Annotated in this window: 34 protein-coding genes and 1 other annotated feature; of the genes, 8 read left to right on the top strand and 26 right to left on the bottom strand. The window is 39.5% G+C overall.

The genetic code is table 11. The features are described 5' to 3' along the window. Nucleotides 1–245: 245 nt before the first annotated feature. Nucleotides 246–1,271, bottom strand: coding sequence for a low-specificity L-threonine aldolase (ltaE, locus tag AB5I83_RS04275; protein WP_448973057.1), 1,026 nt, complete (start codon nt 1,269–1,271; stop codon nt 246–248). 134 nt (nt 1,272–1,405) lie between these two features. Here ltaE and AB5I83_RS04270 point away from each other — a divergent pair, with 134 nt between their 5' ends. After that, on the top strand, nt 1,406–1,831 hold the full coding sequence (locus AB5I83_RS04270; protein ID WP_448973055.1) for a CBS domain-containing protein: 426 nt from the start codon (nt 1,406–1,408) through the stop codon (nt 1,829–1,831). Nucleotides 1,832–1,869: 38 nt separating this feature from the next. Here AB5I83_RS04270 and AB5I83_RS04265 read toward each other — a convergent pair whose 3' ends face one another. From AB5I83_RS04265 to AB5I83_RS04250, 4 genes are all read right to left on the bottom strand, one after another. Beyond that, entirely contained in the window at nt 1,870–2,328 is a 459-nt protein-coding gene (locus tag AB5I83_RS04265) for an STAS domain-containing protein (RefSeq protein ID WP_167832553.1), read from the bottom strand. Nucleotides 2,329–2,457: 129 nt separating this feature from the next. After that, on the bottom strand, nt 2,458–2,595 hold the full coding sequence (locus AB5I83_RS04260) for a hypothetical protein (protein WP_448973053.1): 138 nt from the start codon (nt 2,593–2,595) through the stop codon (nt 2,458–2,460). Nucleotides 2,596–3,285: 690 nt separating this feature from the next. Further along, nucleotides 3,286–3,894, bottom strand: a complete 609-nt coding sequence (locus AB5I83_RS04255; RefSeq protein ID WP_448973051.1) for a hypothetical protein — start codon at nt 3,892–3,894, stop codon at nt 3,286–3,288. 177 nt (nt 3,895–4,071) lie between these two features. After that, nucleotides 4,072–4,221 carry a hypothetical protein gene (locus tag AB5I83_RS04250; protein WP_226641952.1) on the bottom strand — a complete coding sequence of 50 codons (150 nt, stop codon included), beginning with the start codon at nt 4,219–4,221 and terminating at the stop codon, nt 4,072–4,074. Nucleotides 4,222–4,482: 261 nt separating this feature from the next. On the opposite strand from AB5I83_RS04250, the gene AB5I83_RS04245 reads away from it, so the two are divergent. Continuing rightward, complete coding sequence (locus tag AB5I83_RS04245) at nt 4,483–4,617, top strand: BA3454 family stress response protein (protein WP_448973049.1); 135 nt, start codon at nt 4,483–4,485, stop codon at nt 4,615–4,617. A 77-nt stretch (nt 4,618–4,694) separates the two neighbouring features. Here the strand turns inward: AB5I83_RS04245 and AB5I83_RS04240 are convergent, their stop codons facing one another. The 8 genes from AB5I83_RS04240 to AB5I83_RS04205 form a co-directional block, all read right to left on the bottom strand. Then, a complete protein-coding gene (locus AB5I83_RS04240; protein WP_448973047.1) occupies nt 4,695–5,096 on the bottom strand; it encodes an anti-sigma regulatory factor in 402 nt (133 codons plus the stop codon). A 4-nt stretch (nt 5,097–5,100) separates the two neighbouring features. After that, nucleotides 5,101–5,457, bottom strand: coding sequence for an STAS domain-containing protein (locus AB5I83_RS04235; RefSeq protein WP_102263056.1), 357 nt, complete (start codon nt 5,455–5,457; stop codon nt 5,101–5,103). Nucleotides 5,458–5,709: 252 nt separating this feature from the next. Then, nucleotides 5,710–6,726: a LysM peptidoglycan-binding domain-containing protein gene (locus AB5I83_RS04230; protein ID WP_448973045.1), complete on the bottom strand. Its 1,017-nt coding sequence runs from the start codon at nt 6,724–6,726 to the stop codon at nt 5,710–5,712. Between the two features lie 401 nt (nt 6,727–7,127). Beyond that, entirely contained in the window at nt 7,128–7,559 is a 432-nt protein-coding gene (locus tag AB5I83_RS04225) for a hypothetical protein (RefSeq protein ID WP_448973043.1), read from the bottom strand. Nucleotides 7,560–7,665: 106 nt separating this feature from the next. After that, a complete protein-coding gene (locus AB5I83_RS04220; protein WP_448973041.1) occupies nt 7,666–8,526 on the bottom strand; it encodes a DUF421 domain-containing protein in 861 nt (286 codons plus the stop codon). Between the two features lie 11 nt (nt 8,527–8,537). Continuing rightward, nucleotides 8,538–8,741, bottom strand: a complete 204-nt coding sequence (locus tag AB5I83_RS04215; RefSeq protein WP_448973039.1) for a DUF1657 domain-containing protein — start codon at nt 8,739–8,741, stop codon at nt 8,538–8,540. Between the two features lie 58 nt (nt 8,742–8,799). Beyond that, the gene (locus AB5I83_RS04210; protein ID WP_023614288.1) at nt 8,800–9,003 is read right to left on the bottom strand and encodes a DUF1657 domain-containing protein; all 204 of its coding nucleotides are present in this window, start codon (nt 9,001–9,003) and stop codon (nt 8,800–8,802) included. 123 nt (nt 9,004–9,126) lie between these two features. Continuing rightward, nucleotides 9,127–9,597, bottom strand: coding sequence for a hypothetical protein (locus AB5I83_RS04205; RefSeq protein WP_448973037.1), 471 nt, complete (start codon nt 9,595–9,597; stop codon nt 9,127–9,129). Between the two features lie 243 nt (nt 9,598–9,840). Between AB5I83_RS04205 and AB5I83_RS04200 the strand changes: the two genes are divergently transcribed. Continuing rightward, entirely contained in the window at nt 9,841–11,004 is a 1,164-nt protein-coding gene (locus AB5I83_RS04200; protein ID WP_448973035.1) for a TIGR04053 family radical SAM/SPASM domain-containing protein, read from the top strand. Nucleotides 11,005–11,168: 164 nt separating this feature from the next. After that, complete coding sequence (locus tag AB5I83_RS04195) at nt 11,169–11,465, top strand: HesB/YadR/YfhF family protein (protein ID WP_448973034.1); 297 nt, start codon at nt 11,169–11,171, stop codon at nt 11,463–11,465. A gap of 36 nt (nt 11,466–11,501) precedes the next feature. Here the strand turns inward: AB5I83_RS04195 and argS are convergent, their stop codons facing one another. The 4 genes from argS to AB5I83_RS04175 all read right to left on the bottom strand — a co-directional run bounded on the left by argS (nt 11,502) and on the right by AB5I83_RS04175 (nt 14,579). Further along, on the bottom strand, nt 11,502–13,199 hold the full coding sequence (argS, locus tag AB5I83_RS04190; protein WP_448973032.1) for an arginine--tRNA ligase: 1,698 nt from the start codon (nt 13,197–13,199) through the stop codon (nt 11,502–11,504). A 43-nt stretch (nt 13,200–13,242) separates the two neighbouring features. Further along, nucleotides 13,243–13,457, bottom strand: a binding site (T-box leader). A 39-nt stretch (nt 13,458–13,496) separates the two neighbouring features. Beyond that, nucleotides 13,497–13,973, bottom strand: coding sequence for a GNAT family N-acetyltransferase (locus tag AB5I83_RS04185; protein ID WP_448973031.1), 477 nt, complete (start codon nt 13,971–13,973; stop codon nt 13,497–13,499). A gap of 135 nt (nt 13,974–14,108) precedes the next feature. Then, nucleotides 14,109–14,378 (bottom strand): OsmC family protein, encoded by a 270-nt coding sequence (locus AB5I83_RS04180; RefSeq protein WP_448973916.1) that lies wholly within the window; start codon nt 14,376–14,378, stop codon nt 14,109–14,111. Further along, entirely contained in the window at nt 14,379–14,579 is a 201-nt protein-coding gene (locus tag AB5I83_RS04175) for a hypothetical protein (protein ID WP_226641962.1), read from the bottom strand. Between the two features lie 203 nt (nt 14,580–14,782). Here AB5I83_RS04175 and AB5I83_RS04170 point away from each other — a divergent pair, with 203 nt between their 5' ends. Both AB5I83_RS04170 and AB5I83_RS04165 read left to right on the top strand, forming a co-directional pair. After that, nucleotides 14,783–14,920 (top strand): hypothetical protein, encoded by a 138-nt coding sequence (locus AB5I83_RS04170; protein WP_167832536.1) that lies wholly within the window; start codon nt 14,783–14,785, stop codon nt 14,918–14,920. Nucleotides 14,921–15,017: 97 nt separating this feature from the next. Continuing rightward, nucleotides 15,018–15,461, top strand: a complete 444-nt coding sequence (locus tag AB5I83_RS04165; protein WP_448973029.1) for a hypothetical protein — start codon at nt 15,018–15,020, stop codon at nt 15,459–15,461. A gap of 66 nt (nt 15,462–15,527) precedes the next feature. On the opposite strand, the gene AB5I83_RS04160 is transcribed toward AB5I83_RS04165, so the two are convergent. The 7 genes from AB5I83_RS04160 to AB5I83_RS04130 form a co-directional block, all read right to left on the bottom strand. After that, nucleotides 15,528–16,133 (bottom strand): LysE/ArgO family amino acid transporter, encoded by a 606-nt coding sequence (locus tag AB5I83_RS04160; protein ID WP_448973027.1) that lies wholly within the window; start codon nt 16,131–16,133, stop codon nt 15,528–15,530. Between the two features lie 118 nt (nt 16,134–16,251). Next, complete coding sequence (locus AB5I83_RS04155) at nt 16,252–16,425, bottom strand: hypothetical protein (protein ID WP_448973026.1); 174 nt, start codon at nt 16,423–16,425, stop codon at nt 16,252–16,254. Then, nucleotides 16,425–16,787 (bottom strand): NUDIX domain-containing protein, encoded by a 363-nt coding sequence (locus tag AB5I83_RS04150; protein WP_448973025.1) that lies wholly within the window; start codon nt 16,785–16,787, stop codon nt 16,425–16,427. Before AB5I83_RS04150 ends, AB5I83_RS04155 begins: the two co-directional genes overlap by 1 nt. Nucleotides 16,788–16,869: 82 nt before the next feature. Continuing rightward, a complete protein-coding gene (locus AB5I83_RS04145) occupies nt 16,870–17,253 on the bottom strand; it encodes an HIT family protein (protein ID WP_448973023.1) in 384 nt (127 codons plus the stop codon). 60 nt (nt 17,254–17,313) lie between these two features. Beyond that, on the bottom strand, nt 17,314–17,784 hold the full coding sequence (locus AB5I83_RS04140; RefSeq protein WP_448973021.1) for an NUDIX hydrolase: 471 nt from the start codon (nt 17,782–17,784) through the stop codon (nt 17,314–17,316). An 8-nt stretch (nt 17,785–17,792) separates the two neighbouring features. After that, nucleotides 17,793–18,497, bottom strand: a complete 705-nt coding sequence (locus AB5I83_RS04135; RefSeq protein ID WP_448973020.1) for a class I SAM-dependent methyltransferase — start codon at nt 18,495–18,497, stop codon at nt 17,793–17,795. A gap of 191 nt (nt 18,498–18,688) precedes the next feature. Continuing rightward, the gene (locus AB5I83_RS04130; RefSeq protein ID WP_448973018.1) at nt 18,689–19,285 is read right to left on the bottom strand and encodes a class I SAM-dependent methyltransferase; all 597 of its coding nucleotides are present in this window, start codon (nt 19,283–19,285) and stop codon (nt 18,689–18,691) included. Between the two features lie 240 nt (nt 19,286–19,525). Between AB5I83_RS04130 and AB5I83_RS04125 the strand changes: the two genes are divergently transcribed. After that, nucleotides 19,526–19,729, top strand: a complete 204-nt coding sequence (locus AB5I83_RS04125; RefSeq protein WP_167832529.1) for a thioredoxin — start codon at nt 19,526–19,528, stop codon at nt 19,727–19,729. Nucleotides 19,730–19,757: 28 nt separating this feature from the next. Here the strand turns inward: AB5I83_RS04125 and AB5I83_RS04120 are convergent, their stop codons facing one another. Then, nucleotides 19,758–20,348 carry a hypothetical protein gene (locus AB5I83_RS04120; protein WP_448973016.1) on the bottom strand — a complete coding sequence of 197 codons (591 nt, stop codon included), beginning with the start codon at nt 20,346–20,348 and terminating at the stop codon, nt 19,758–19,760. A gap of 255 nt (nt 20,349–20,603) precedes the next feature. Here AB5I83_RS04120 and AB5I83_RS04115 point away from each other — a divergent pair, with 255 nt between their 5' ends. Beyond that, entirely contained in the window at nt 20,604–21,113 is a 510-nt protein-coding gene (locus AB5I83_RS04115) for a DUF3231 family protein (protein ID WP_448973914.1), read from the top strand. Between the two features lie 946 nt (nt 21,114–22,059). Here the strand turns inward: AB5I83_RS04115 and selB are convergent. Beyond that, nucleotides 22,060–23,916, bottom strand: coding sequence for a selenocysteine-specific translation elongation factor (gene selB, locus AB5I83_RS04110; RefSeq protein ID WP_448973912.1), 1,857 nt, complete (start codon nt 23,914–23,916; stop codon nt 22,060–22,062). Nucleotides 23,917–24,119: the final 203 nt, after the last annotated feature.

Raw genomic sequence — 24,119 nt, 5'->3', positions numbered from 1 at the left:
CCAATTATACATTTCTAGTGGTAGGCATTCAAATTTACTACGCTCTCAGGAACATAGAAGGTCACTAACTTTAGAAAATACTAGTAATTCTTGCCTTTAGTAAAATGGATTATGTTAACTTTAATACTTATTTTCAAAAGATCCTATACCTGTTTTACACTTCAGATGGCCATCTACTACATAGGTTGAAATCCATTAATCCCGATGCATTAAAAAAGCTGGATGTATGTCATCCAGCTTTTGCTTCATTGTCTGGCAACCTTGGCTATCGCTTCGATTGACTTCTGAATTTGATCTTCATTTACATCATAATGGGTTACAAACCTAACAAAAGTAGGGCCAAAGGTACCAGAGAGAATTCCTTCACCTCGAAGCCTCTCAACAAAAACATCGGAAGTAATGTTCAGACCTGCAACATCTGCGACAACAATATTCGTTTCAGGCTGCCGGGCAAGCTTCATACCTGGAATTGCTTCAATTGCTTCTGCCAGTATCCTAGCATTCCATTGGTCTTCTCCAAGCCGATCTTTCATTTTCGTCAACGCAATTAAACCAGGTGCCGCAATGACACCAACTTGTCTCATACCGCCACCAAGGCGCTTTCTCCATTTGCGGGCAGTCGTAATGAATTCAGCATCACCAGCTATGATAGAGCCCACAGGAGCTCCAAGTCCCTTTGAAAGACAAATTTGGACAGTATCTGTATACTTAGCAAATTCCTTAGCATCCACGCCTGCAGCAGCTGCGGCATTGAATAATCTAGCACCGTCAAGATGAACAGGTACTTTATTTGCTTTGGCAATATTATAGATCGCTTTCATATTATCAACAGGTATGACTGCTCCACCTGCACGGTTATGAGTATTCTCCAAACAAATTAATCCAGTTTCTGGGAAATGAATATCTTCCGTTCTGATTGCCCTTAAAACATCATGTGGGTCCATTGCTCCCCTATGCCCTGGAATGGTCCGCGTCTGGACTCCAGCAAGGGCAGCTACAGCGCCTGATTCATAATAAAAGATATGTGATTCTTCCTCTAATAGTAATTCCTGTCCTGGCCGGCAATGTGTCAGAACAGCAATTTGATTTCCCTGTGTCCCGCTCGTAACAAACAAAGCTGCTTCCTTACCAAGTAATTCGGCCGCGGTATCTTCCAACTCTCTGACGGTTGGGTCCTCTCGATAGACATCATCCCCCACATCAGCTGTGTACATGGCTTTACGCATTTCTTCTGTTGGTTTTGTGACAGTATCGCTTCTTAAATCAATCATAATGTCCTCCTCTATTCTAATTACATTTTACATTTATTCATATTTTACCAACAGAACCTGCAAAAAACTAACAGTTTCTCATTGTTAGCATTCGGGTATTCCCCTAATAGAAGCTTAAAAAGGAGGATGAATTCATGAATATCGAAAAAGTAATGACCAGAAATGTAGAGTATTGCAAGCCTGATACACCAATCCATGAGGTAGCAGCAAAAATGAAGGATTTAGATGTGGGTGTAATGCCGATCTGTGATAATGACCAATTGACAGGTTTAGCAACAGACAGGGATATTGTATTGAAAGCTGTTGCGCAAAACACTTCAATGGATACACCTATTTCCGAGGTCATGACAGCCGACCCTGTACGTGGGACAGTTAATATGTCTGCTGAAGAAGCAGCAGATTTAATGGCAGACGCACAAATTCGCAGACTCCCAATAGTAGAGGACGGTAAGATGGTTGGAATTGTATCGTTAGGTGATCTTGCTGTCACTGATAAAATGGAGGATGAAGCAGGAGAGGCTCTAGAAGATATATCCACTCCATCCCAACCTGAAAAATAAGCCGCAAAATAACCCGCCATAGTAGTGGCGGGTTAACTTTATTCTGATATTTTTCTGAATTCCAACCCTTTTTCTTTCATTAAATGCTTTAATGCTGATTGAAAAGTCGAGAATGTTTGTGCCTCTAGTTTTATTCCATCAAGTACCATTCTTTTGACAAGTTCAGGATTCATCCCCACAAATAACGTCTTAACGCCCATCAAAGATATGGAAGAATCCAATTCATGCAGCTCTCTTCCTATTTCCTCAAGGCAAATATCCTCAACTCTTTCTCCACTTATATCAGTCAAATCAATGATTGCGGTTTCAATATCCTTATTATGAATAAAGGCGAGCAACTTTCCGCGGATTTTATCAAACCGTTCAGCTCTAATTAAACCTGTGATTGGCACCAGGATTGTTTGTGGGACAATGGAAGGTATTATGGGTGCGGACATCTCAGAAATAATTGTCTCATATTCTTGAATTTTATCTTCTAATTCTTTCAGCCTGTTCATTTCCAACCTGTTAAAACCCTCCCGAGATCTTTTGGTAACAGAATCGCTGCTTTTTCTATCATACAGTTAATATAATCGTTTGTATAGAAAAAAACTGCTGTCGTTAATGAAGCAGGGAGGTGAGTTATATTAAGTGATTACATTGATTAAATGCATGATATCTTCGTATATCTGTTCTTGATATTCGTCATCGCAACATCTTTTATAATCATCAATTAAACGTCCAAGTTCTTTTAGAAAAATTAATTTTTCTTCTTCGTTGATCATGGCAAAATTCTCCTTAATAGGACAAAAGTCATGTGTGGTTTAATTTAACATAAGTATGTCCTTAAAACAACCTAGGAACTTTTTAATAATGCATTATTATATTTCGTAAATGTGGAGAAACTATGCATTATGTGAACCAAAAGTTTTGTTTTAGTTCGGAAAGGAGTCTCCATGTTACATAATATATTCAGGCTTAGTATGCTTTTACTTTCCTGGTCCACTTTGTTATTATATCCAAAACGTGCATTTAAACAGTTTCTTCCTGTCACGCTATTTGTTACAGGACTCGTATCGATATTACTGCTTCTTTCGCACCCTTTTAAGCTCTGGAAGGTATCCGGAGGCATTGGAACTCGTATTTACAATGACCTTACTTTCACACTTGGCCCATTTTTTGCAGCAAATCTATGGGTGTTCAAGTTATCCTATGGAAGTATTTGGCAGTATTTAGGGATAAATCTCGTGATTGATTATTTATTAGCATTTCCTATTAGTAATCTTTTTAAGAAAATGGGCATTTATCAATTACAACGTCTGAAACCTATATATTTTTTCAATGTTATTTATTCCTTTGCAATTTTTGCCTACGGTTTCCAGTTCTATTTTCAGAAGGTGAGGCGACGATCCTTTTTTCGCTAATGCGGTTGAAAAAACAAAAACCCTTCCATCAAAATGAGGAAGGGTTTTTTGCTATTCTTCATCTATTGTGATAATTTCCATGACTAGTTCAATCCCTTTTGTATTCTCGATATAATCGATAACGGGATCAACTTCGTTTCTAAGCTTTGGGCTCAACGGCAACTCAATTTTTTGATTATCATATGTAAAAATTAATTTATCAGGAGTTAAGGTACCTCCCTCTTTTTTGTTAATTTGTTTCATTTCAGTGATTTTATCCCACGGATATTCAGTTTGTTTCAATTTCCAAAGCTCATCATAGTATAATCCATCTTTATCCATATAGTAATAATTGTCGATACTTAAGTACCCGCCTGAAGCCATTATTAGCAGTGTGAAAATCGAAGCAATGAATACATTGAAACTTCTTTTTTTCGATTCATCTGTTTTGAAAAGATAGATGGCAATGATGATCAGCAATACCGGTATAACCAACAACATCGCAACCATGGAGATGTAGGATGACATTGGGCTGTCAAAAAACCATTGCGACTTATCAATATAAATGGATTGATGAATAAAAGTAACGATGAAAATACCAATTGGTACAGATGCGAAGATAAGAATAACAGCGACTGTTATCAGCAAGCTCCCCGCTCGGTCAGCATTATGTGCATTCAAAATATTGTTCCCCTTTTCTTTTCTCTATATTTCCATAATATATATTCAACTTATAGTAAAAAATTTCCTTCTAATAAAACATACTTTTTTATTTTTCCAGCTAACAATAAACTATTATTTCATTATTAAGGTTCAATCAACAAAAAAATAAGCCGGACTATGTCCAGCTTATTCCGACTATTTTCTAAGGTTTTCCTGGTCCTTTAATCTATTTTGCTGATCGGGAACTCTTCCCTGATCTTTGAACTCATCCATCTTTTTATCTTTCCCTAATTTTTCTCGTTCATATTCGACCAGGCTTTGCTGATCCTTTTTTGAATCTGCCAAGGTGCTTCCCTCCTTAATCTTTATATACATCCTATTCCCTTTACGAAAATAGCAAAACCCCTAATGCTTAAGATACAGTACTCTATTCCACAGGATCTGCTTTTTCATCAAGATTTTTCAAGAGTTACCAAAACACCCAACAACAAAAAAGTGAGGCTGCCTGCCAGTCCCTGATGTTTATTCAACCTCAATAGTTGGTATTAAGAAAAACACGGAAGTATTAAACTGATCACGAAAACACATTAGAAAGGGTAATGTACAATGAGAGAAGTAACAGTATCTGTAGACTTAGAGGGTAAGAATTATTTAACGAATGTCATTGCTGATCGTGAAACATCAGAGGAAGAAATCATGGAGATGGCACGAAAGCAAGTTCAAGAGCAATGGCTCTTTTAAAATAGTGAAAAGGATGTTCAACGATTGTTGAACATCCTTTTATTTTTTCTGTTATTCATACGAAGCATTAATTCATATTATCTTGCCCATTTGGTAATCGTGATTTTCGTACCAGCCCCGGGTCTAGAATCAATATCGAAGCTGTCCATTAACCTTTTAACTCCTGGGAGCCCTGCACCAAGGCCTCCAGAGGTAGAATAACCATCCTGCAAGACCATCCTGATGTCATTAATGCCGGGACCATCATCAGCTGCAGAAATCCAGATTCCTCGTCTTCCGTTTTCTTCTAAGACGTCAATTGTGACCCTGCCGCTTCCCGCATATAAATAAATGTTTCTCGCAAGTTCAGAAATGGCTGTTGTTATTCTTGCCTGGTCAACGCCGCCAAATTGGAGTTCTTTCGAAACTTCTCTTCCTTTTTGACGGGCAAGCACTATATCAAATTCATTATTAATATTAATAATAATCGGTTCTGTCATCTGGCTAACCCTCTAACAATTGGCTTAAAATCGAAATTCCTTGTTCAAGATCCAGTGCAGTATGGACATTTTCCAATGTTATGCCAAGTTCAATCAAGGTAATGGCGACTGCAGGTTGGATACCGGTCAGCACAGCTTTAGTGCCCATCAGGCTTGTCATTACGATTACGTCGCCTAATACTTTTGCAATGAAAGAATCAATCATATCGACAGAAGTCAAATCGATGACAACACCTTTTGCTCCTGTATCTTTAATTTTATTTAACAGGTCTTCTTGAAAAGTAAGTACCGTCTGGTCATCTAGTTCTACTTGAATTGAAACCAATAAATAGTCTTTTAATTTTAAAATAGGAATTCTCATTTTATATGCCTCCAAATCATTAAACTCACCAGAATTCACTATGTACAAATAATTTTCATTCAAAATGGTCAACATCCAACCACTTGCACGTTAGTAAATAAGATTTTAATTGGATTATACGCTATATAATATGTGGTTTACAAATTAAAAGCTGTACCTAGTAAAATGATAGTCTTCGTTTAATGAAAATAAAAAAACCTCCGAGGTGGAGGTTTCAAAATTCAAAGAGCTGGGTATAGGTAAACAAGCAGATTAAAATGTTGTTTTTGCACCTAGGTAACGTGGCTTCCAATAAGAGTTGTTCATGTCACTGATTTCCACACCTCTTGAAGAACCAGCATGAATGAACTTACCGCTGCCTAGATAGATACCAGCATGAGAAGGGCCTGCTTTATATGTTTCAAAGAATACAAGGTCTCCTGCTCGTGGAGATGAAACAGGTTTTGTTGCATTCCAAATGGTTTCTACTGTTCTAGGAATCGAAATGCCAACATTATTATATACGTAATTTAAATAACCGGAACAATCAAAGCCTGCAGGTGTGCTGCCAGCCCAAACATATGGTACTCCCATATACTTTTTGGCCTCACCAATTAATGAATTTACCTTAGATGTAGAACCATAGGTTGCCATTACAGGTGTAGTGGCTGCTGACACATTAGTCGCAACTGGTGTTGTAGATGAACCGGTTAGCTTCAATACTTGACCAGGGTAGATCAGATGAGAGTTCAGATTATTGATTGACATCAATTGTGATAGCGATAAATTATGGCGAACAGCAATCGTTGACAAATTGTCACCGCTACGGACTGTGTATGTGCTGGACGTATTTACAGTTGGAGAACTGGCTGTTGTTGCAGCAGATCCTGAAACTTTCAATTTTTGCCCAGGGTAGATGACATCAGATTTTAATCCGTTTAAGGATTTAAGTCCACTTATGGACATTCCGTACGATTTTGATATTCCCCATAACGTATCGCCTGTCTTTACGATATACGTAGAATCAGATGAGCTGACGGAAGTATTTGAATCAGATGAATGACTATGCGGCGCTAAGACTGATAGTTTTTGATTTACATAGATGGTTGTGCTTGAAAGATTATTCCACTTTTGAATATCATTTATACCGACATTGTATATATTTGAAAGCTTCCATAAAGAATCTCCGGACTGGACTGTGTGTAATTTATCATGTGCACTTGCTGATCCATTGAATGATGTAAATAAAATCCCGGCTGTTGCAGCCACCGTTAAAAGCTGTTTTTTCATGTTGAGCAACTCCTTTGATTTCGTTACAAATTAATAGTAGAGTTTCCCAAACTAGTTTTGAATCTATAAATATTGGTTTGTGAGGAATACTTTTCCTCTGGTAAAAATACCGTTTACATGGCAATTAATCGCTAAACCCCATTCTTATAGGGATTAGAGGAGCTTTTTTCCTTCTCGACTCCCGTTTTGTTACATTAGTGAAATATAAGCTTAACATTGTTGTAATTTTACCAACCTATGCCACGAGACTCATTCCCTATTTATAACAAGGTAAAAAGGAACTAATTGATTGAATAAATAGTGACTTTCATTAAATCTATAAGTAACAAAAAAGTCTCGCTGAAGTCACAGCGAGACTTTTTTGTTGTTTTTTATTCATTTGTTCTAATGAAATAGCCTATCTAAAGGTTGCGCTTAATTAATTGATTGGCTAGTTGATCCACTTGCTGGCTATTTCCAGGTTCTTTGGCGGCCGAAGCAATTTGGTTAATCATTTGACTGCTTTCCGGGTTCGTCGAGGTCGACGAATGAAAACCTGTCGTACTTTTTGTCTTATTGGTATCTAAACCAGAGGTGATTTCCTTTGCAAATTCTGTAATTCCTGCCGCCATTGGCTTATTAAAAGTTGATGCGGCATTAGAATTTTGGAAAAGCTGCCTCATCCCATTTCCATTTCTATTGCGAACAATAAAGGCTGCTGCTGCACTTGCTACAACCCCTATAATCGAGTAGGTCATGGAGCGATTTCTCTTACGTTTGTATCCGAACATTTTCATCATATTCTGAGGTATATTCGATTTCATCAACGTAGAAATCCATGCAGATCTATTCATCAGGCAGCACTCCTATTAAGAATTAGAGGAGTATCTTTATATCTCCTCCATCCATTAGTATTTGATTTAGCCTTATCGTTATACCGGAAATGATTACATAGGATGTTTACTCTTTCAGGTACGGTTTTACTTTTTGAATAGCTTCTTCCAATTTTTTCGCGTTTTTTCTATACATATCCTGAGCTTTAGAAGACTCCGTTTCGAGAGCAAATAATTCAAGGTCTGCCTGGCACTTTTTCATCATGGTTAGCAATTGCTTCCTTGGTTGAGGTGAAGGTACTTGAACCTGGTCATCGTATGTATCAATATATAGACTGCCATAAGAATCGACTTGACCTAAAAAGACATTATCAAGCGTCACTCCTAAGTTAGCCAGTTCAATGTCTAGCCATGCTTTGTTTTTACCAGCATAAGCCAATTGATCATTGAATACATTTCCATCCATTATGACCGTATACGTTTCTTTTTCTGGTGCTACCGGCATATCTAAATCATTCGGAGTTAACGGAAGGAATTGCTTTTTTAATAATACACTCAAATCACCTTTTGGCTCTAATACAGCAAACTCAACGTCTGCAGTTCTGAAAACATTTTTCTGCCTTAACAAAGAATTCAATTCATCGATTGTATATTTTTCTTTTTTCAGGTTCTCTTCCATCACTTTTCCATCTTTTATAATCACGGTTGCCTTTCCCTCAAATAAATCTCTGAACTTCTTGCTTTTAATTCCAATGAGGTCATGCAAATATGTGAAGGACCCAAATATTACAATAGCCAATACTCCATGAAATAAATTACCATCCAGTCCCATAATTACTTCACCGGCAATACTTCCTATCGTAATACCCGAAACATACTCAAAAAAAGACAACTCCGACAGTTGCTTCTTCCCGCCTATTTTCGTTATGGCAAATAAAGTCACTACAAACAGCACAGACGAAATAATAATATGCGTCCATTCATTCATTTTCTCACCTACTAGCTTTTATATTGGGGTTCTTCTTTTTCAATCTGTGTTTTCCTGTCTTGCAAGTCGGTTTTAATCTCCCCAATGATCAGCATGGTTTCATGAAAGATTGTGCTCGCTTCAGGAACATTAGTATTCAGCGCCATTGTAGATAACTGTGCTTCAATTCCTTTTATTGTGAAAAGAAGTTGATTCATGTTTGATGCTACCGTCAATTTACATCACCTCTGTAAAAAGGAAAAGGGTCGGTTCAACCTGCCCCGTCCCTGCCGTTTACTGTTTATATTGTGGTTCTTCTTGTTCTATTTCCTGCAGACGCGGTTGAATGCTATCTATAACTGCCTGTGTTTGTTGTGCAGCTGTCTGATAAAGTTGCTTTGCTTGTTGATTATCCGTACCAAGTGCAAAAGTCTCCAAACTTGCCTGAGCACTTTTTAGACCAGCAATTGTTTGCTTAACTTGCGCTCCAACTGTCATCAGGGTCCCTTCTTTCTACAGAATTTCTGGTACTGTTTTAGTATGGCAAAGCTAAGAGAAATTATTCGGGGCGATTAGTAAACAAAAAGCCATGAGCATGCTTTTCAGCAAGCCCATGGCTTGTCAATGCTCATTATCATGAACAATCACTCTCGCAGTATACAATACATAACCATTTTCCCATTTAGCATGAACTTCCAGAGCGTAATCACCAGAAGCGACATTGTATTCTTCAAAGTTTAAAGGGTATCCAGTTAACTCTTTATAAGCGAGTCTACCCGTATCCATATCCCATAAATAACATTTTACTGCATCCGGTGATTGTTTAAATAAAAGCTTAACATTATCATTTGAATCGACTATAAGTGGGGTGGATTCTCTGGCAAGTACAGCAGGTTCAATATTCATATCCGCAGAAGCAGTCCTTCCCCATTTCCTTAAGGTATAGGTTACCGGCTTAACTTCCATGATATGTTTAGCTGCAGCAACTTCCAATTCAGGAGGAGTTGGTTTATAAGAGTTATACGTGATCCAGCTGGACATACTGATCAAAACCAAAATAGACAAGGCTATCCACGGAACAGACTTCTTCACCGATATCCCCCTTTTCACAATTCCTGAGTTCTCCCTATAAATAGACGTAGATGACAGTGGGAAAGTTTCAAATTTTTCAATCAATTTGACTCGGGAGTCTTTGCAGTTTTAGCTGGTGAAATTGCCTTTTTTCTAATAATTCAGCAGGAAAACCATTTTCGGTATTATGTAACATTCGTTACATGCGTAGAAAATCACTTATTTTATAATGAATAAATAAATGATAAAAAGTTGGTGATCATTATGCATAGAGTTGGACATTTCCTTTCTACAAGCTTCCACCCTGGTAAAGTTGATTTTGACCAAAATCCTTATATCGTTATTTGGGAAGTAACAAGGGCTTGCCAGCTGAAATGTTTGCATTGCAGGGCAGATGCTCAAAATAAACCTGACCCAATGGAATTAACTCCTGAAGAAGGGAAAAAACTTATTGATCAAATTTATGAGATGGGAAATCCCATGCTAGTTTTTACTGGTGGAGATTGCATGATGCGGGAAGATCTTTTTGACCTTGCCGATTATGCCATTAGAAAAGGGATGCGCGTTTCCATGACTCCTAGTGCTACAGATAATGTGACAAAGGAAAAAATGGAAAGGGCCAAGGAAGTTGGACTCTCACGATGGGCTTTTAGCCTCGATGGGCCAACTCCAGAAATCCATGATCATTTTCGCGGAACTCCCGGTTCGTTCGACCTTACGATTGCAAAAGTAAAATACTTGAACGAATTAAACATGCCCTTGCAGCTTAATACTGTTATTTCCCGTTACAATTATGACCACCTTGAACAAATGGCAGAATTAATGAAAGAGCTAAAGGTAGTGATGTGGTACATATTTTTACTTGTACCGACCGGGAGAGGGCAACTCGATGCCTGCCTTACTCCGGCCGAACACGAAAAGGTGTTCAGATGGCTATATGAGTTAAGTAAAACGGCACCATACGACATTAAGACCACTGCTGCCCAGCACTACAGACGTGTAGTTCACCAGCAAAAAGCAAGAGAAAATAAACTCACCAAAGAACAAGGCATCCGCTATGTGGACACATTGACTAAAGATATGGCCTCCGTCATTGATGGGCTAAAGCGGGCTCCTAAAGGGGTGAATGACGGCAACGGTTTCGTTTTTATTTCCCACACCGGAGATGTCATGCCATCCGGGCTCCTGCCTCTTGTCGGAGGGAATGTCCGGGAAAAGCCTTTAGCAGAAATATATAGAGACTCCCCTATTTTCAAAGACTTGCGCAGCCCTGATAAATACAGCGGCAAATGTAGTGTTTGTGAATTTCGCTATGTATGCGGCGGTTCACGCTCGAGAACCTATGCTGTTACTGGAGACTATATGGCCAGTGAGCCATTTTGTGTTTATATCCCAGAAGCAATGCGTAAAAAGGAAACTAGGGTTTAGGGTTTAGGGTTTAGGGTTTAGGGTTTTCAGCTCCTCACTTGGGGAGCTGTTTTTAATTGGAACATATTTGACAATGTAATGACATTGAGAAAAGTGTGACATAAAGCACGGCAGCCAGTACCTTTGAGGTTTTACAATAAAGCTAACGAAAGGATGGTGCAAAGATGACAATCAAGATTGATCAAAACGCATACAAATGGTTTGAAAAGGAATTTGATACACAGAAACCGTTTCACATCCGCCTTTATCCTCAATATGCCGGGTTTGGCGACAAGAATAAAGGTTACAGCCTGGCATTTTCGCTTGAATCTCCTGCCATAGCCGCCGAACAGCAAGAGATTGACGGCATCACTTTTTTTGTAGAAGCAAACGATACATGGTTCTTTGACAAAACAGATGTAGAACTGAAGTACAGCGATACCGCTGGTGAAATTTTCGCCAGTTATATAGAACATAATTGAATCTAAAAGAGTCCCCGGTTCATCCAGGGACTCTTTTTACATTTCTTTTGGAGCCTTGACTCCCAGTATTCTAAGACCTTCTTCGAGCACAATGCTTACACAATGGACTAATTGAAGACGTGCGTTCTTTTCAGCATTTTCTTCTAGGATGCGGACTTCTCCATAATATTTATTAAAGGCCTGGGACAAATCAAGGACATATTTAGCAATCAAAGATGGATCGTTTTTATCAATCGCTCTATTTATTGTTTCCGGAAAGTTCTTAAGCTCAGTGATCACTGGCCACTCCGCAATAGCTGCCCACTTGAAGTCTTCATTCGTCCATTTGAATCCTCCCTTTTTCAATAACGATTGTGTCCGTGCATTTGTATATTGAACATAAGGTCCTGTTTCCCCTTCAACCTTCAACATTTCTTCCAGGGAAAATTCAATGTCGTTCATCCGAAAATTCTTCAGGTCATGAAAAACAATTGCGCCGGTACCAACCATTTTTGCAATCTCTGTTTTATTTTCCAAATGAGGATTTTTTTCTTCTATATTCTTTTCTGCCAGTTGAATGGAATCATTAAGAACATCTTCGAGCAAGACTACCTTCCCTTTTCTCGTGGACATTTTCTTACCATCCTTTAACATCATGCCAAATGGAACATGAACAATATCGACAGCCCATGGAAAGTCCAATTTTGCCAGCACTGCTTTGAGCTGTTTAAAGTGCAGACTTTGCTCATTGCCGACCACATACAATGATTTTACAAATGAATAGCTATCGAATCTGTACTTAGCTGCGGCTAAATCCCTGGTAGCATACAATGTTGCGCCATCCGATTTTTTAATAAGACAAGGCGGAAGTTCATGTTCTTCCAAGCTGACTACCTGTGCCCCATCCGAATCAACAAGCATGTCCTTTGCTTTTAGCATTTCCACGATTGAATCCATTTTGTCATTATAAAAAGCTTCCCCAGCGTATGAATCAAACACAATTCCCATGAGATTGTAAATCTTCTTAAACTCCTTAAGTGACTCCTCCTTGATCCATTTCCATAGCTTGAGTGCCTCAGCATCCCCGTTTTCCAGACGTCTGAACCAGTTTCGCCCCTCTTGCTCCAGCTCCGGCTGGCTTTCTGCTTCATCATGAAACTTTATATATAGCGCCAGCAGCTCCTGTATTGGGTTCTTCTCTACTTTCTCCTCTGATCCCCAAAGTTTATATGCTGTGATAAGCTTGCCGAATTGAGTTCCCCAATCTCCTAAATGGTTGATTTTCACGGTCTTATATCCAGCCTTTTCATAAATAAGCGACAATGAATTTCCTATAACGGTTGACCGCAGATGGCCCATGGAAAAGGGTTTCGCAATATTCGGAGAAGAAAGGTCAATTGTGACAATTTGATTTCCACCAAGATCAAGATCACCATAATGATTCCTCTTTTGCCCGATTTCAATCAATAGTTCTTTGGTCACTTCCGCCTTGTTTAAAAACGCATTTACATAACCACCGGCTGCTTCAAAACGTTCCATTGAATTATTAACTGAGCTTTGCAACCGGGCATGTAACTCCTCCGCAATAACAACCGGCGGTTTTCTCATGGTTTTTGCCAATTGGAAGCATGGAAAAGCTAAGTCACCCTGATGCAAAAATTTCGGTTTCTCGATTAACCTCTCTATTTCTGAACACGGGAGAGCCCCTTCTAGCTCAGCGGCAAGCAACTCAGCATACAGTTTTACATAATCCATTAAATTACCCCCTTATATAAAATAAAAAAACTCCCGTCTCTAAATAAGAGACGAGAGTTTATCCCGCGGTACCACTCCAATTGTTCCGAGTTTCGGAACCTTCTTCCAATTGATAACGGGTAAATCCCGGCTATCCCTACTTAGTTTCAGGACAGCATCTCAAAAGTGCGCTTCATTATTCTGATGCACCAGGCTTCCACTGTCCCTGGCTCGCTGTAGCAAAGATAGAATAATTACTCTCTTTTTCATCGATTTGATATTTTTACCATTATAAACAACTCTTCAGACCTTTTGCAATCATTTTTTTGCATATAATCCGGTATTAAATTCTTGTATTGACCGATTGTGATCATCGAACTTTTCAATATAGTTTCCGCCAGTATAATCGCCAATCACTTTTCGCCAAAAGTTCCTTGCCGGCTCATTTTTCTCTACCTGAGTAATGCTCCAATTTCCAGGGAATAGGTCAAATAGCTTGTCCGCCGCTGCTTTCCCAAACCCTCTTCGGTAGAATTTCCTCATGATAAAAAACTCCAGGATAACATTGGGATCTCCACTTTCAACCATGGCAAAACCCGCCAGTTCTCCTTCATGCTTGATAAAAAAAGCATATAAATCGGCTTCATTCCAATACGGTTTTAAATCAAAGGGTGCAAAAAATCCAGATTGCTCAAGCTTGATATCCTGAAAGACAGTAAATTCGTAAATATAAAATTGTATTACATTTTGGAGTATTGCTTCATCCTCCTGTTTTACACGCACTAATTCAATCACATGGACTCCCCTTTTTCAAAAAGATATAAATAAGAATTCGAGGATAGAACTAAAAATCCTTTACATAATAAAAAATCCTCTTGTTTAAAAAGTGAAAATGAGCCCTCATCTTATTAGGATAAGGACTCATTTTTACTAGTATTCTTCGATTTCCCAAGTATGATTGAACTGAATACAGCCCTTTAATGTTTGTGCGACTGGACATCCCCGTTCGAAAACATTTAATGCTCTTTCGGCAGCTTCCCTATTTCCTGAAGGAACCTTCAATTCATAGTGGCAGTTGATTTTTGTAATTTTCAGGACTCCTTCAGGTGCTTCAATTGTTCCTTGGATGTTCGCTTTGACTTTATCAGGTGAAGATGGTATTTTACGCGCCTCCAGCGCGCCAGATAGGGTTCCAACCAGTCAGCCGCCTGCTGCAGCAACGATATGATCTAGTGTAGACGGATATTCTACCTCTGGATTCACACCATAGAACTGCTTTACACCACCATGTACCCCAAAAAGCAAAGGCTCACTAAAACCATCAATGTAAGCCTCCCTGATTTTATTGGGAGTATCTTTCTGGATTACTGTTATCTTCGTTAACGCGATTGGCTCGGACAATTAAACGACCCCCTCCTTGAATTTCTAACTCCACCATATTAGAAACTGTGCCATTTTTCAAATAATAACCTATTTCTTATAAAATAGGCAGCCCGTCTTTAAGATTCCATGATACAAGCTGATGCTCGTCCGTTATTTTTTCATAAGATGTTGTTGTAAGGTTCGAATCTTACCTATCTTCTATGAAGGAAGGGGGTGGAGAGATGTTAATCACTGCGATTGTCGTTCTTTTGCTGGCACTTGCTTTGGTAGTTGCCATTTTGTTGAACCAAGACGCACTTGCTGATGTCCTTTACACTTGCATCGGCGAAGTAATTGCTGTAGACAATGGTGCTGCTTAATCTCTGTAAGATTTGCGACCTACAGTTCCTTACAATCTCCCTGGCTATACCGGTATTAGCCGGGGAGATTCTATAATAAAAGAAAGGATGATAGTAGATGAATGAAAAAGATATAAAGCCACATATTGATTCTTTGAAAAAAGAGCCGTCATTAGATGGAATACTTAATTTCACCCAGGCGATTTTTAATCAGTTGCCAGAAGAAAATGACGATGAGGTTAGCCAGCCTCAGAAAAACCAACTTAATGCTGACAACCTTAATTCCCTAATGGCAGCTGTACAGGGAATTGTCAATCCAACTACTTTATCATTGCTATCCAAGACATTGAATAAATCAGACTCAAAAAAAGAAGACGCAAACACTACTAGCCTAGAAAATGAGACCGAAAAACTTTCTTATGAGAACGAACAACTTCCTGTGGAGTTGAACGAAGTAAAAGAGCAATTGAATGTAATGAAGTGCGAGCTAGCAGAAAACAATAAGCGGCTGCAAGAACTTGAATCAGAAGTTCAATATCTTCGACGTCGCAGAAGACAATAAGAAAAAAGAGTCCTTCATGATTTTTATGAAGAACTCTTTTTCTGGCCTCTTTTCAGTATCCTTAAGTTAAAAAGTCAACACCAAGTAAATGGCTGTCCCCCACATGATCAAAGCGGATATTTTATTCAAGATCATGTGAAAACTATTTAATTCCCCTAACCTTCCCACTTGCCGTCCAACATAAGCAAGAACGAAAAACCAGATCCAGGAAGTCAAAATACAGGCAACTGCAAAGGTGAATTTCGCTGGACCTGCATAATTCATTGAACTCGTTCCTATCACTCCGATTGTGTCCATGATTGCATGAGGATTAAGCAAAGAAACCGATGCGGCAAAGGTTATCTGTTTTTTCGGGGAAAAGGCTACTGCCTCCTCAGTTACATCAGTTGGCCTGCTTCTCCAAGTTAAATATCCCATATAGATTAAAAAAAGAATGCCGGCTGATAATAACAACGTACTTAACCAGGTAACCTTTAGAACCATAACTGATATACCGAGAACTGCAAGAGTGATTAAGACTGTATCACTGATTGAAGCTGTCAAAATCACTGGCAAAACTCTACTATATTGTTTGTGCATAGATCCCTGGTTAAAAACAAACACGTTTTGGACTCCTAACGGAAGAATCAGTCCAAAGGCGAGGATAAATCCATGAACTCCCGCAGCTAGCATAGTTCCTCTTCCCCTTTTTCTATCCAACTATATTTACTATTAATTCCACTCCACCCTACCAATCTTTTAAACAGCTCCTATATAACAGAAAAGGACTTAGGCCTAAGTCCTTTTCCAATTAATTCTTAAATATATTCTCTGAGATACTGAAAACAGCGAAACTGACAATAAACGCAAAAATGCCAGAGTGAATTTTATTTTCCCAATCAATCATATTATTCGCAAACGTTAGAACTGTAGCAATAAAAAAGCTTGCGATAAGTACCTGTTTTAAATTTAATTTTCTTTTCATTATAACTCCTTATGCTCTAACAGATGAATGTATTCTAATATTGCCAAATCAACCTGGTCAATGTGTACAGCTTCTTTAAGGTCCCAGAGTCTTATTTTAGACATTTCTTTGTTTTGTTGAAAGGGGCACAGAAAGGAAGTTGTCGAGTAGTATAATGGGTTGAACTTTTCGGCACCGTTAAGATGATTTTTTACCCTTGCCAGGCCAACAAATTTAAGATTCATGACGAATTGTCCAGTTTCTTCAAGAAGTTCTTCTAGAGCGCAATTCAAAGGTGTTTCATCATATTCTCTTTTTCCGGCCGGTAGTTCCCGTTGTTGCCTTAAGGTGTTGTATCCAATTAGATAGTTTCCTCTCACCATGAATGGCGTATGATCCTGCCAGCGGCTGATATTGCTCCATGTCCATTACGCTTATTTCAAGAATGTCTACTAACCAAAACCATTATTTTGTTTCGTGATCATGAAGCAACCTTCCTTGCTCGTCGCGTATCCTCGGACCAAAATGGACATGCCAGTGCAAATGCTTGTTGCTTTGATAAGTTCCAATGTTAGTAGATATTGTGCATGCTCCAAAGTCCTTATCAAGCATTGAGGCAACCCGCTTTACTATCTTGAGAACATCATTCAATATCTCCGTTTCCTCTTCCGATACTGTTAAAAATGATAAAATATGTTTCTTGGGAATGACAATGATATGTAGCTTATAATATGGCCGAGTATGATAAAATGCTAGAGACTGCTCCGTTTCAAACACCTTTTCCACAGGTGTTTTACCTGATAATACTTCATCACAATAGAAATCTTGCCATTTTTGTTCAACCGTCATTTGTACACTCCTGTATAAAATTTTTTCTACCGGGCGTTTTCAACATATATTCAGCTTCTCTTAACCACAGTCTATGGCGTTATGTTGAATATAATGTTGTATAAAATCAAGATAGCTTTTTTGCAAGTTTTTAGGCATTTGATGCAAATCGAAGAATTGCAAGTCGATTGACTCTAGTTCATCCAACACAATCTCACCACTATAATCCTTTGTTGAATAGACGGTAGTTACTGAGTAGAGTTCATCACCGTTTGCGACTTTTAAGTAATATTCTCCACCTGAAAACACGCCTTCTAACTTCAATTTTCCCAAGTCGAGTCCCGTTTCTTCCTTTACTTCCCTTCTTGCAGTTTCTTCAAGGCTCTCTCCTAATTCCATCAAACCGCCTGGAAGCCCCCATCCGCCATCACTTCGATGCTGGAGCAGTAATTGGCCTTCATCATTAAAAATAAGCACGACTGCTCCTGGTAAAATCAGTGGCCTGTGGCCTACCAGCTTTCTTAGCTCACGTATATATCCCAATGTGTTCACTCCATTATTTATTTTTTGAAAAGGGCAGCTAAAAGAGCAGATGTTCCGAATTTTCCGGTATCAGAGTTTAAATCTTTCATTTTCCGGATTTCAACTGCTGTGAATTCTTGAAAAATCCACTTAAGCTTTTCATCAGTGAAACCCAAACCGCCTCGCATGCTTTTACCTCTATACACTTCCCAATCGGAAATGTCCGCCCCGCCAAGCTCTCCTCCCTGTACAAAGCAGGTTAGAGCAAATGAACCTCCAGGCTTTAAAGCTCTCTGTACGAGATCAATATAACTCATTCTTCTATGCGGCGGGATATGGTGGAAACAGCCAGAATCATAGACAAGATCATAGGCTCCCTCTTCAATTTCGAAATCAAAAATATTACGTTGAACAAAATTCACTTTAACTTCTTGTTCTTTTGCCCTTTCTTTAGCCCATTCCAGACCTTCTGCAGATTGGTCGACGGCATCTACGTTAAAACCATTCCTGGCCAAATAAATGGCATTCCTCCCTGGTCCACAGCCTAATTCCAAGGCCTTTCCCGCTGTTATCCTGCCCTTTTCCATATATTCAACTAAATTCTCATCTGGATGGTTTTCAAAAAAAGGAATTTTTCTTTCCCGGTCAGAATAAAAATGATCCCAGTTAAACTCACTTTCTTCTTTCAGAAAGTAATCTAGCATTCTTAATAAGTCCTCATAGCTATTTATTGTTTCTTTCATAATCTACCTCCCTAGATTTCCCCCTGTTTACCCTTTCAAAAGTGAGATAAGGTACAGTTGACACTTGTTGATGTCTTGATTTGCCCTATCATTACTTCTTTGTATAAAATTCGACAAACCTATTGGAAAATCCTTGTAAATACGCAAAAAAGCGACCTTCTTTTAAGAAGATTCGCCTTATCAATCTTGCCTTATTTTTGGATTACAATCTGTATTACATGCCCAACGCCGGTATGTAATTGGCCTTCAACTCGCTCCTCTTCTCCATAGTAGAAATGTAATGTATTATATCCTTTCACCCACTGGAGCAGGTCCGATGGATCATAAAGCATTTCTTTTGTTTTTGGCCCGCCTGTTCCATATTTGACCTGGTCCTCTGAATATACTTCCAGCATGACAATGCCACCAGGTTTTACAGCAGATAAGAGTTTGTCAAATACTGTTTTTTGGTCCTGTTTGGAAAAATGGCCAAAAACCATTATGGCTGCGTCAAATTCCTCTACTTGTACCTGTTCTTGAATTAAATCCTTTTGTTTTGTCGAGATCTTGACTCCAAACCGTTGGGCCAGTGCTTCCGTCTTTTTTAGGCCATTAAGCGCATAGTCATAAGCTGTAACCTCATGACCTTGTCTCGCAAGGTAAACAGCATTCCTTCCTTCACCTTCAGCAAAGCATACAACTTTTTTGCCGTTCTCCAGCCTTGTTGATTGTTTTTTTATAAAAAGGTTTGGCTCTTCACCATACACATATTCTTCCGAACCAAAACGCTCATGCCATAGATTTCCCATACTCTCTCACTCCTTCCTGATTATTATACCCTTTACCCTTTTTTTAGTATGATTAAAGAACTGAAGGCTAACCTAATTTTTAATGGGTAAAAAAAGATAGGAGGTGGATTAATGATGAAAGAATTAATGTCGATGGACGAAGTAAAAAGCTTGATAAGCGATAATGAATTAAGCTTCATATATGTCTTGACTGACAGTTGAAGCGTCTGCCATGGATTGCTTCCTCAGGTTGAGGAAGTTATGGAGGACTTCCCTAAAATCAAAACAGGTTTGGTAAACGCAGGAAAGGTTGAAGAGATCGCTGGATTTCTTATGGCTTTTACCGTGCCAGTCCTCGTACTCTATGCAGATGGGCGAGAATATTTGAGGGAAGCCAGAATCGTACAAGTTGAGAAGTTGAGAGATGATATCAGCAAAATATACGAAGGATTTTTCGGAGAATGAGTGTAGAGCTTGGGATATACCAAGCTCCTTATCTTTCGTTAAAATTTAATTTTTTTTCATAAATCAATTTTCCAGTTGAAGTATACCCGGAGATTTTAGTCACAAGACTCTGTGCATTTTCGGTACCTGATTGATGGTACCAGAACTTCCTGCTATTGCGGGTTATGATTTTTGCAGGATACTTACCATTCTCTATCTCCAAAATGATCTCCGTAATTTCCGTTTGATGGATTTCACCAATGAACACGGTATTATATCTGTTGTTCCCCTCAAGAGAATAGTCTCCCAGCAACCATGTTGCCGCTCCAAATGATAGAGGATCAGGCTTTCCTTCAGGATGCCCAAACTCTGATCCCCCTCTGTATTGCCACCCTTTATCTGACTTAACTAAGTGAATGACGCCAAATCCATCAACTTGTTCATATAGAGAAAATGCATTTTGCCCCTTTATCTTTTCAGTAAAGATTATGCCATCGGTCTCGATCCCACTGTCCAACATTGCCTGTTCAATCGTTTTTTGGTTTGGTTCAGTGACATTTACCTGATCCTTAGTGCAACCTGCAAACAAAATGCTAGTTGTTAAAAAGAATGTTAAAACTTTTTCATTCAAAAATATCACCCTCTCCTCCTTTACTGTAACATACGTATTTCACTCAATGAATGATGGAATTTAGAGCCCATTAATTAGTTCAAAGTAACCATTATACATATAACTTCTTATTTCTGTTAGTAGTCCTTGCTTAATCGCGAATGTATTTATTTCCCAATTATAAGCAGGTATGATTATCACTTCAGAATGCAAAATAATCAATGGACCAACTTCCTTTCATAAGGGGCAAAAACAATGAATTTAGAAACGATAAGGAGTGCGATCATGGGAGTATTAAGCGGAAACCCCAAAGATGAACCTTTGCATTATGGTGAAGTATATGGAACATGGACTCATCTGTCAGTCAATCATGGATTGATTGCAGCATACCAGACGTTTATCAATCATATTGGTGATGAAGATTTAAAGAAACTTGTTCAAGAAGCTATTGAAGCAATGCAGGAAGAAAACAAACAGGTAGAAGTGTTGCTAAAATCAAATGGAATTGGTCTTCCTCCTGCACCCCCAGAACGCCCAGTTGCTCATCTGGAGGATATACCTCCAGGAGCAAAATTCAGTGACCCTGAAATTGCAGCTGCCGTTTCGAAGGATGTTGCTGAAGGGTTAGTCGCAGCCAGCACCATGATCGGTCAGGCAATCAGAGAAGATATAGGCTTAATGTATGGTCAATTCCATATGGCTAAAGCACAATTCGGTGCCAAGATGTTGAAATTGAATAAAACAAAAGGCTGGTTGATTCCTCCTCCTTTGCAAGTGAAATCTACTGAGAGTTAAATAATATTGTTATGTAAACTACAAGCGAGAAAAACAGCAGGCCAAATTATATGGTCTGCTGTTTTAAATTGGCTATTTATTGATCATCGTGATTTGCCCTGAAAATGTTCGGGCTCCCGAAATTCTTCGATTTTGTGCGCTATATACCCTGCTTCAGAAAAAACCTGATGATTTCCTTCTACTTTATCCGAAGTTAATCTTGGTTCAGACAGAATCACGCGGGGCTCCTTTAATTTTGTCCGAAGGTGACCTCTGTTCGGACAAAATCCTAGTGAATCCCTTCTACTTTGTCTGAAGTTGATCCGGGTTCAGACATAACCACGCGGGGCTCCTTTAATTTTGTCCGAAGTTGACCCTGGTTCAGACATAACCACGCGGAGCTCCTTTAATTTTGTCCGAAGTTGACCTCTGTTCGGACAAAATCCCAGTGAATCCTCCTACTTTGTCTGAAGTTGATCCAGGTTCAGACATAATCACCGGATCTCTTTCAATTTTGTCTGAAGTTGACCTCTGTTCGGACAAAATCCTGGTGAATCCCTTCTACTTTGTCTGAAGGTGACCCTGCTTGAGACATAATCATGCGGACCTCTATCAATTTTGTCTGAAGTTGACCTCTGTTCGGACAAAATCCTGGTAAATCCATTCTACTTTGTCCGAAGGTGACCCTGGTTCAGACATAACCACGCGGAGCTCCTTTAATTTTGTCCGAAGTTGACCTCTGTTCGGACAAAATCCCAGTGAATCCTTCTACTTTGTCTGAAGTTGATCCAGGTTCAGACAGAATCACGCAAATCTCCTTCAATTTTGTCCGAAGGTGACCGTGGTTCAGACAGAAACACGTGGATTTCCTTCAAATTTATCAAGGTTGACCATTGTTCGAACAAGATTTTCAAATGGTGAGTGGAAGAACCTGCTCCGTGTATATTAGAGGTGAAACCCCTTTGGATTATTTCCGCCAAACCCTTTTGTTTTCAACTCTTCGTGTATACCCCAGTGCATCGAGTCGCTCGAGAAAAGGAATCATGTATTTTCGCGATAACTCCACGGCTTCCTTTGCTTGGGGTACTTCAAACTCATCGCCAGTATGTTTTCTTAGCTTCTCCACTGCCTCAGCAAAATGAGCGCCATACCAGGCATATTGATCATCGAGCATGACAATCTCTCCTTGATCTTCAAGGAATCGTTTCAACTCAGCTGCAAGAGACTCAGGGATTCCGGCATTTTTTATATAATCATTCAGATATGCAACCTTCAGGCCATCCTTCTTGAGTTCGTCTAGCATATTCTCTGTTCGCTTCACCCAGTTGTTCGGAACGTGAGGAGCAAAGCTTACCAAAGAAATATACTGTTCTTTCCTGTTCAGCACCCCCTCGGTAATGGCGTGATCGATCACAAACTCAAGCAGGGTTTTTGAAAAAGATTTTTGCAAGGATTGAAGCAGTTCGGCCTTATTCATCCCGATTCGCATTGGGTTTTCAGCAAGGAAGTCTTCTAACCGGTCGCTGATCTCTTCTTCGATGACTTCGACAACCGATACTAGAGCGTATTCCTTATTGGAAATTTGGATGAACTGGTCATCTTTCAGATTGGCCAGAATTGCCCCTTCATCAAGAGCAGTCCGTTTGATTAGTTCTTCAATAGATAAACTTTTTGCTTCGTATAAAGAAGCATTTATTCGTTCAATTGGCGTTCCGGCCTTCTTTTTCTCAAGTTCTTCAATCGTCTGCTTGCCAAATCGGTATTTATTTCCGCGTGGGTCAATTACCCATCCGCCGCCAATCGTTTCCTGCGGACTTGGACGGCGGACGATGAACCGGTCTCCACGCTTCGTAACGATTTTTTCATCAAGACGGAGCTGACAAAGGACTTCTCCGTTGTCTTCTTTTAGTTCATTCCGGTCAAAAAAGACAATCCTCCCCATTACTTCAGCAGTCCCGATATGGCACTTAATAGGGGTTCTTTGTTTTACCAAATGCTCAAGATCCTCAACGACTCTGATTGCTACATCAATCGTATTCGTTACAATAAAGTGCTCGGATGACACAAGGACTTCGCCACGTTCAAGATCATCCCGCGAGACACCCGATAGATTGATGGCTGCCCTTTGACCTGCATAAGCCATCTTTGCTGGCTGATGATGAACTTGCAGCTGGCGAGCTCTGACCTCTAATCCGCTCGGCAGGATTTTTAATGACTGGCCCTCTTCAACCGTCCCTTCGTAAACAGTACCTCTCACAACGGTCCCTTGCCCCTTCACTGTAAATACCTGGTCAATCGGCAGGCGGAACGCTCCTTTGGCATCCCGCATTTCTTGCTCCTTCAGTGTTTCAATGACCATTTCTTTTAATTCCGGGATTCCTTTTTTTGATAGACTATCGACCAACATAAATGGAGCGTTCTCAAAAACTGTGCCATCAAGCTCGCTTAATATATCGTCTTTCACAAGCTCTATGAATTCCTCTTCTACTCTGTCGGTCTTTGTAATTGCGATAATACCAGAGCGGATTCCGAGAAACCCCAGAATATCAAGGTGCTCCCTCGTTTGCGGCATGACGCCTTCATCCGCAGCAACCACCAGAACGACGAGGTCGATCCCAGCAACTCCGGCAATCATCTGGCGGATAAAGCGCTCATGTCCTGGAACATCGACAACGGAAATTTGCAGTTCTTCATCCTCATATAATGGCGCAAAGCCAAGTTCAATTGAAATTTGGCGTTCTTTTTCTTCTTTCAGGCGGTCCGTATCGACATTCGTCAACGCTTTGGTCAGCGATGTTTTTCCATGGTCAATATGACCTGCCATCCCAATGGTAAAATACCTCTTGCTCAAATGCTTACACCCTCTTTAGATATGTATAAAATAACTCTAACTTTAAAAGCAAAATAGTTCAAGCAACGAAAATTAGACAATTAAAATACAATTATTTAAGGCTCGAAAAATGTTGAAGTCAAGACAATTGATACTGCTATCAATGCTGTTCAAATTCTGGTTTCACTGATCGCTAG

The organism is Mesobacillus sp. LC4 (genome assembly GCF_053543455.1).
The sequence above is the reverse complement of the archived record's forward strand: the minus strand, read 5'-3'. Positions and strand labels throughout refer to the sequence as shown.

Coding starts and splice junctions, on each gene's coding strand:
- ltaE (WP_448973057.1), bottom strand. CDS start 1,271: ATGATTGATTTAAGAAGCGATACTGTCACAAAACCAACAGAAGAAATG.
- AB5I83_RS04270 (WP_448973055.1), top strand. CDS start 1,406: ATGAATATCGAAAAAGTAATGACCAGAAATGTAGAGTATTGCAAGCCT.
- AB5I83_RS04265 (WP_167832553.1), bottom strand. CDS start 2,328: ATGAACAGGCTGAAAGAATTAGAAGATAAAATTCAAGAATATGAGACA.
- AB5I83_RS04260 (WP_448973053.1), bottom strand. CDS start 2,595: ATGATCAACGAAGAAGAAAAATTAATTTTTCTAAAAGAACTTGGACGT.
- AB5I83_RS04245 (WP_448973049.1), top strand. CDS start 4,483: ATGAGAGAAGTAACAGTATCTGTAGACTTAGAGGGTAAGAATTATTTA.
- AB5I83_RS04240 (WP_448973047.1), bottom strand. CDS start 5,096: ATGACAGAACCGATTATTATTAATATTAATAATGAATTTGATATAGTG.
- AB5I83_RS04235 (WP_102263056.1), bottom strand. CDS start 5,457: ATGAGAATTCCTATTTTAAAATTAAAAGACTATTTATTGGTTTCAATT.
- AB5I83_RS04230 (WP_448973045.1), bottom strand. CDS start 6,726: ATGAAAAAACAGCTTTTAACGGTGGCTGCAACAGCCGGGATTTTATTT.
- AB5I83_RS04225 (WP_448973043.1), bottom strand. CDS start 7,559: ATGAATAGATCTGCATGGATTTCTACGTTGATGAAATCGAATATACCT.
- AB5I83_RS04220 (WP_448973041.1), bottom strand. CDS start 8,526: ATGAATGAATGGACGCATATTATTATTTCGTCTGTGCTGTTTGTAGTG.
- AB5I83_RS04210 (WP_023614288.1), bottom strand. CDS start 9,003: ATGACAGTTGGAGCGCAAGTTAAGCAAACAATTGCTGGTCTAAAAAGT.
- AB5I83_RS04200 (WP_448973035.1), top strand. CDS start 9,841: ATGCATAGAGTTGGACATTTCCTTTCTACAAGCTTCCACCCTGGTAAA.
- AB5I83_RS04195 (WP_448973034.1), top strand. CDS start 11,169: ATGACAATCAAGATTGATCAAAACGCATACAAATGGTTTGAAAAGGAA.
- argS (WP_448973032.1), bottom strand. CDS start 13,199: ATGGATTATGTAAAACTGTATGCTGAGTTGCTTGCCGCTGAGCTAGAA.
- AB5I83_RS04170 (WP_167832536.1), top strand. CDS start 14,783: ATGTTAATCACTGCGATTGTCGTTCTTTTGCTGGCACTTGCTTTGGTA.
- AB5I83_RS04165 (WP_448973029.1), top strand. CDS start 15,018: ATGAATGAAAAAGATATAAAGCCACATATTGATTCTTTGAAAAAAGAG.
- AB5I83_RS04160 (WP_448973027.1), bottom strand. CDS start 16,133: ATGCTAGCTGCGGGAGTTCATGGATTTATCCTCGCCTTTGGACTGATT.
- AB5I83_RS04155 (WP_448973026.1), bottom strand. CDS start 16,425: ATGAAAAGAAAATTAAATTTAAAACAGGTACTTATCGCAAGCTTTTTT.
- AB5I83_RS04150 (WP_448973025.1), bottom strand. CDS start 16,787: ATGGTGAGAGGAAACTATCTAATTGGATACAACACCTTAAGGCAACAA.
- AB5I83_RS04145 (WP_448973023.1), bottom strand. CDS start 17,253: ATGACGGTTGAACAAAAATGGCAAGATTTCTATTGTGATGAAGTATTA.
- AB5I83_RS04135 (WP_448973020.1), bottom strand. CDS start 18,497: ATGAAAGAAACAATAAATAGCTATGAGGACTTATTAAGAATGCTAGAT.
- AB5I83_RS04130 (WP_448973018.1), bottom strand. CDS start 19,285: ATGGGAAATCTATGGCATGAGCGTTTTGGTTCGGAAGAATATGTGTAT.
- AB5I83_RS04125 (WP_167832529.1), top strand. CDS start 19,526: ATGGAGGACTTCCCTAAAATCAAAACAGGTTTGGTAAACGCAGGAAAG.
- AB5I83_RS04115 (WP_448973914.1), top strand. CDS start 20,604: ATGGGAGTATTAAGCGGAAACCCCAAAGATGAACCTTTGCATTATGGT.
- selB (WP_448973912.1), bottom strand. CDS start 23,916: ATGGCAGGTCATATTGACCATGGAAAAACATCGCTGACCAAAGCGTTG.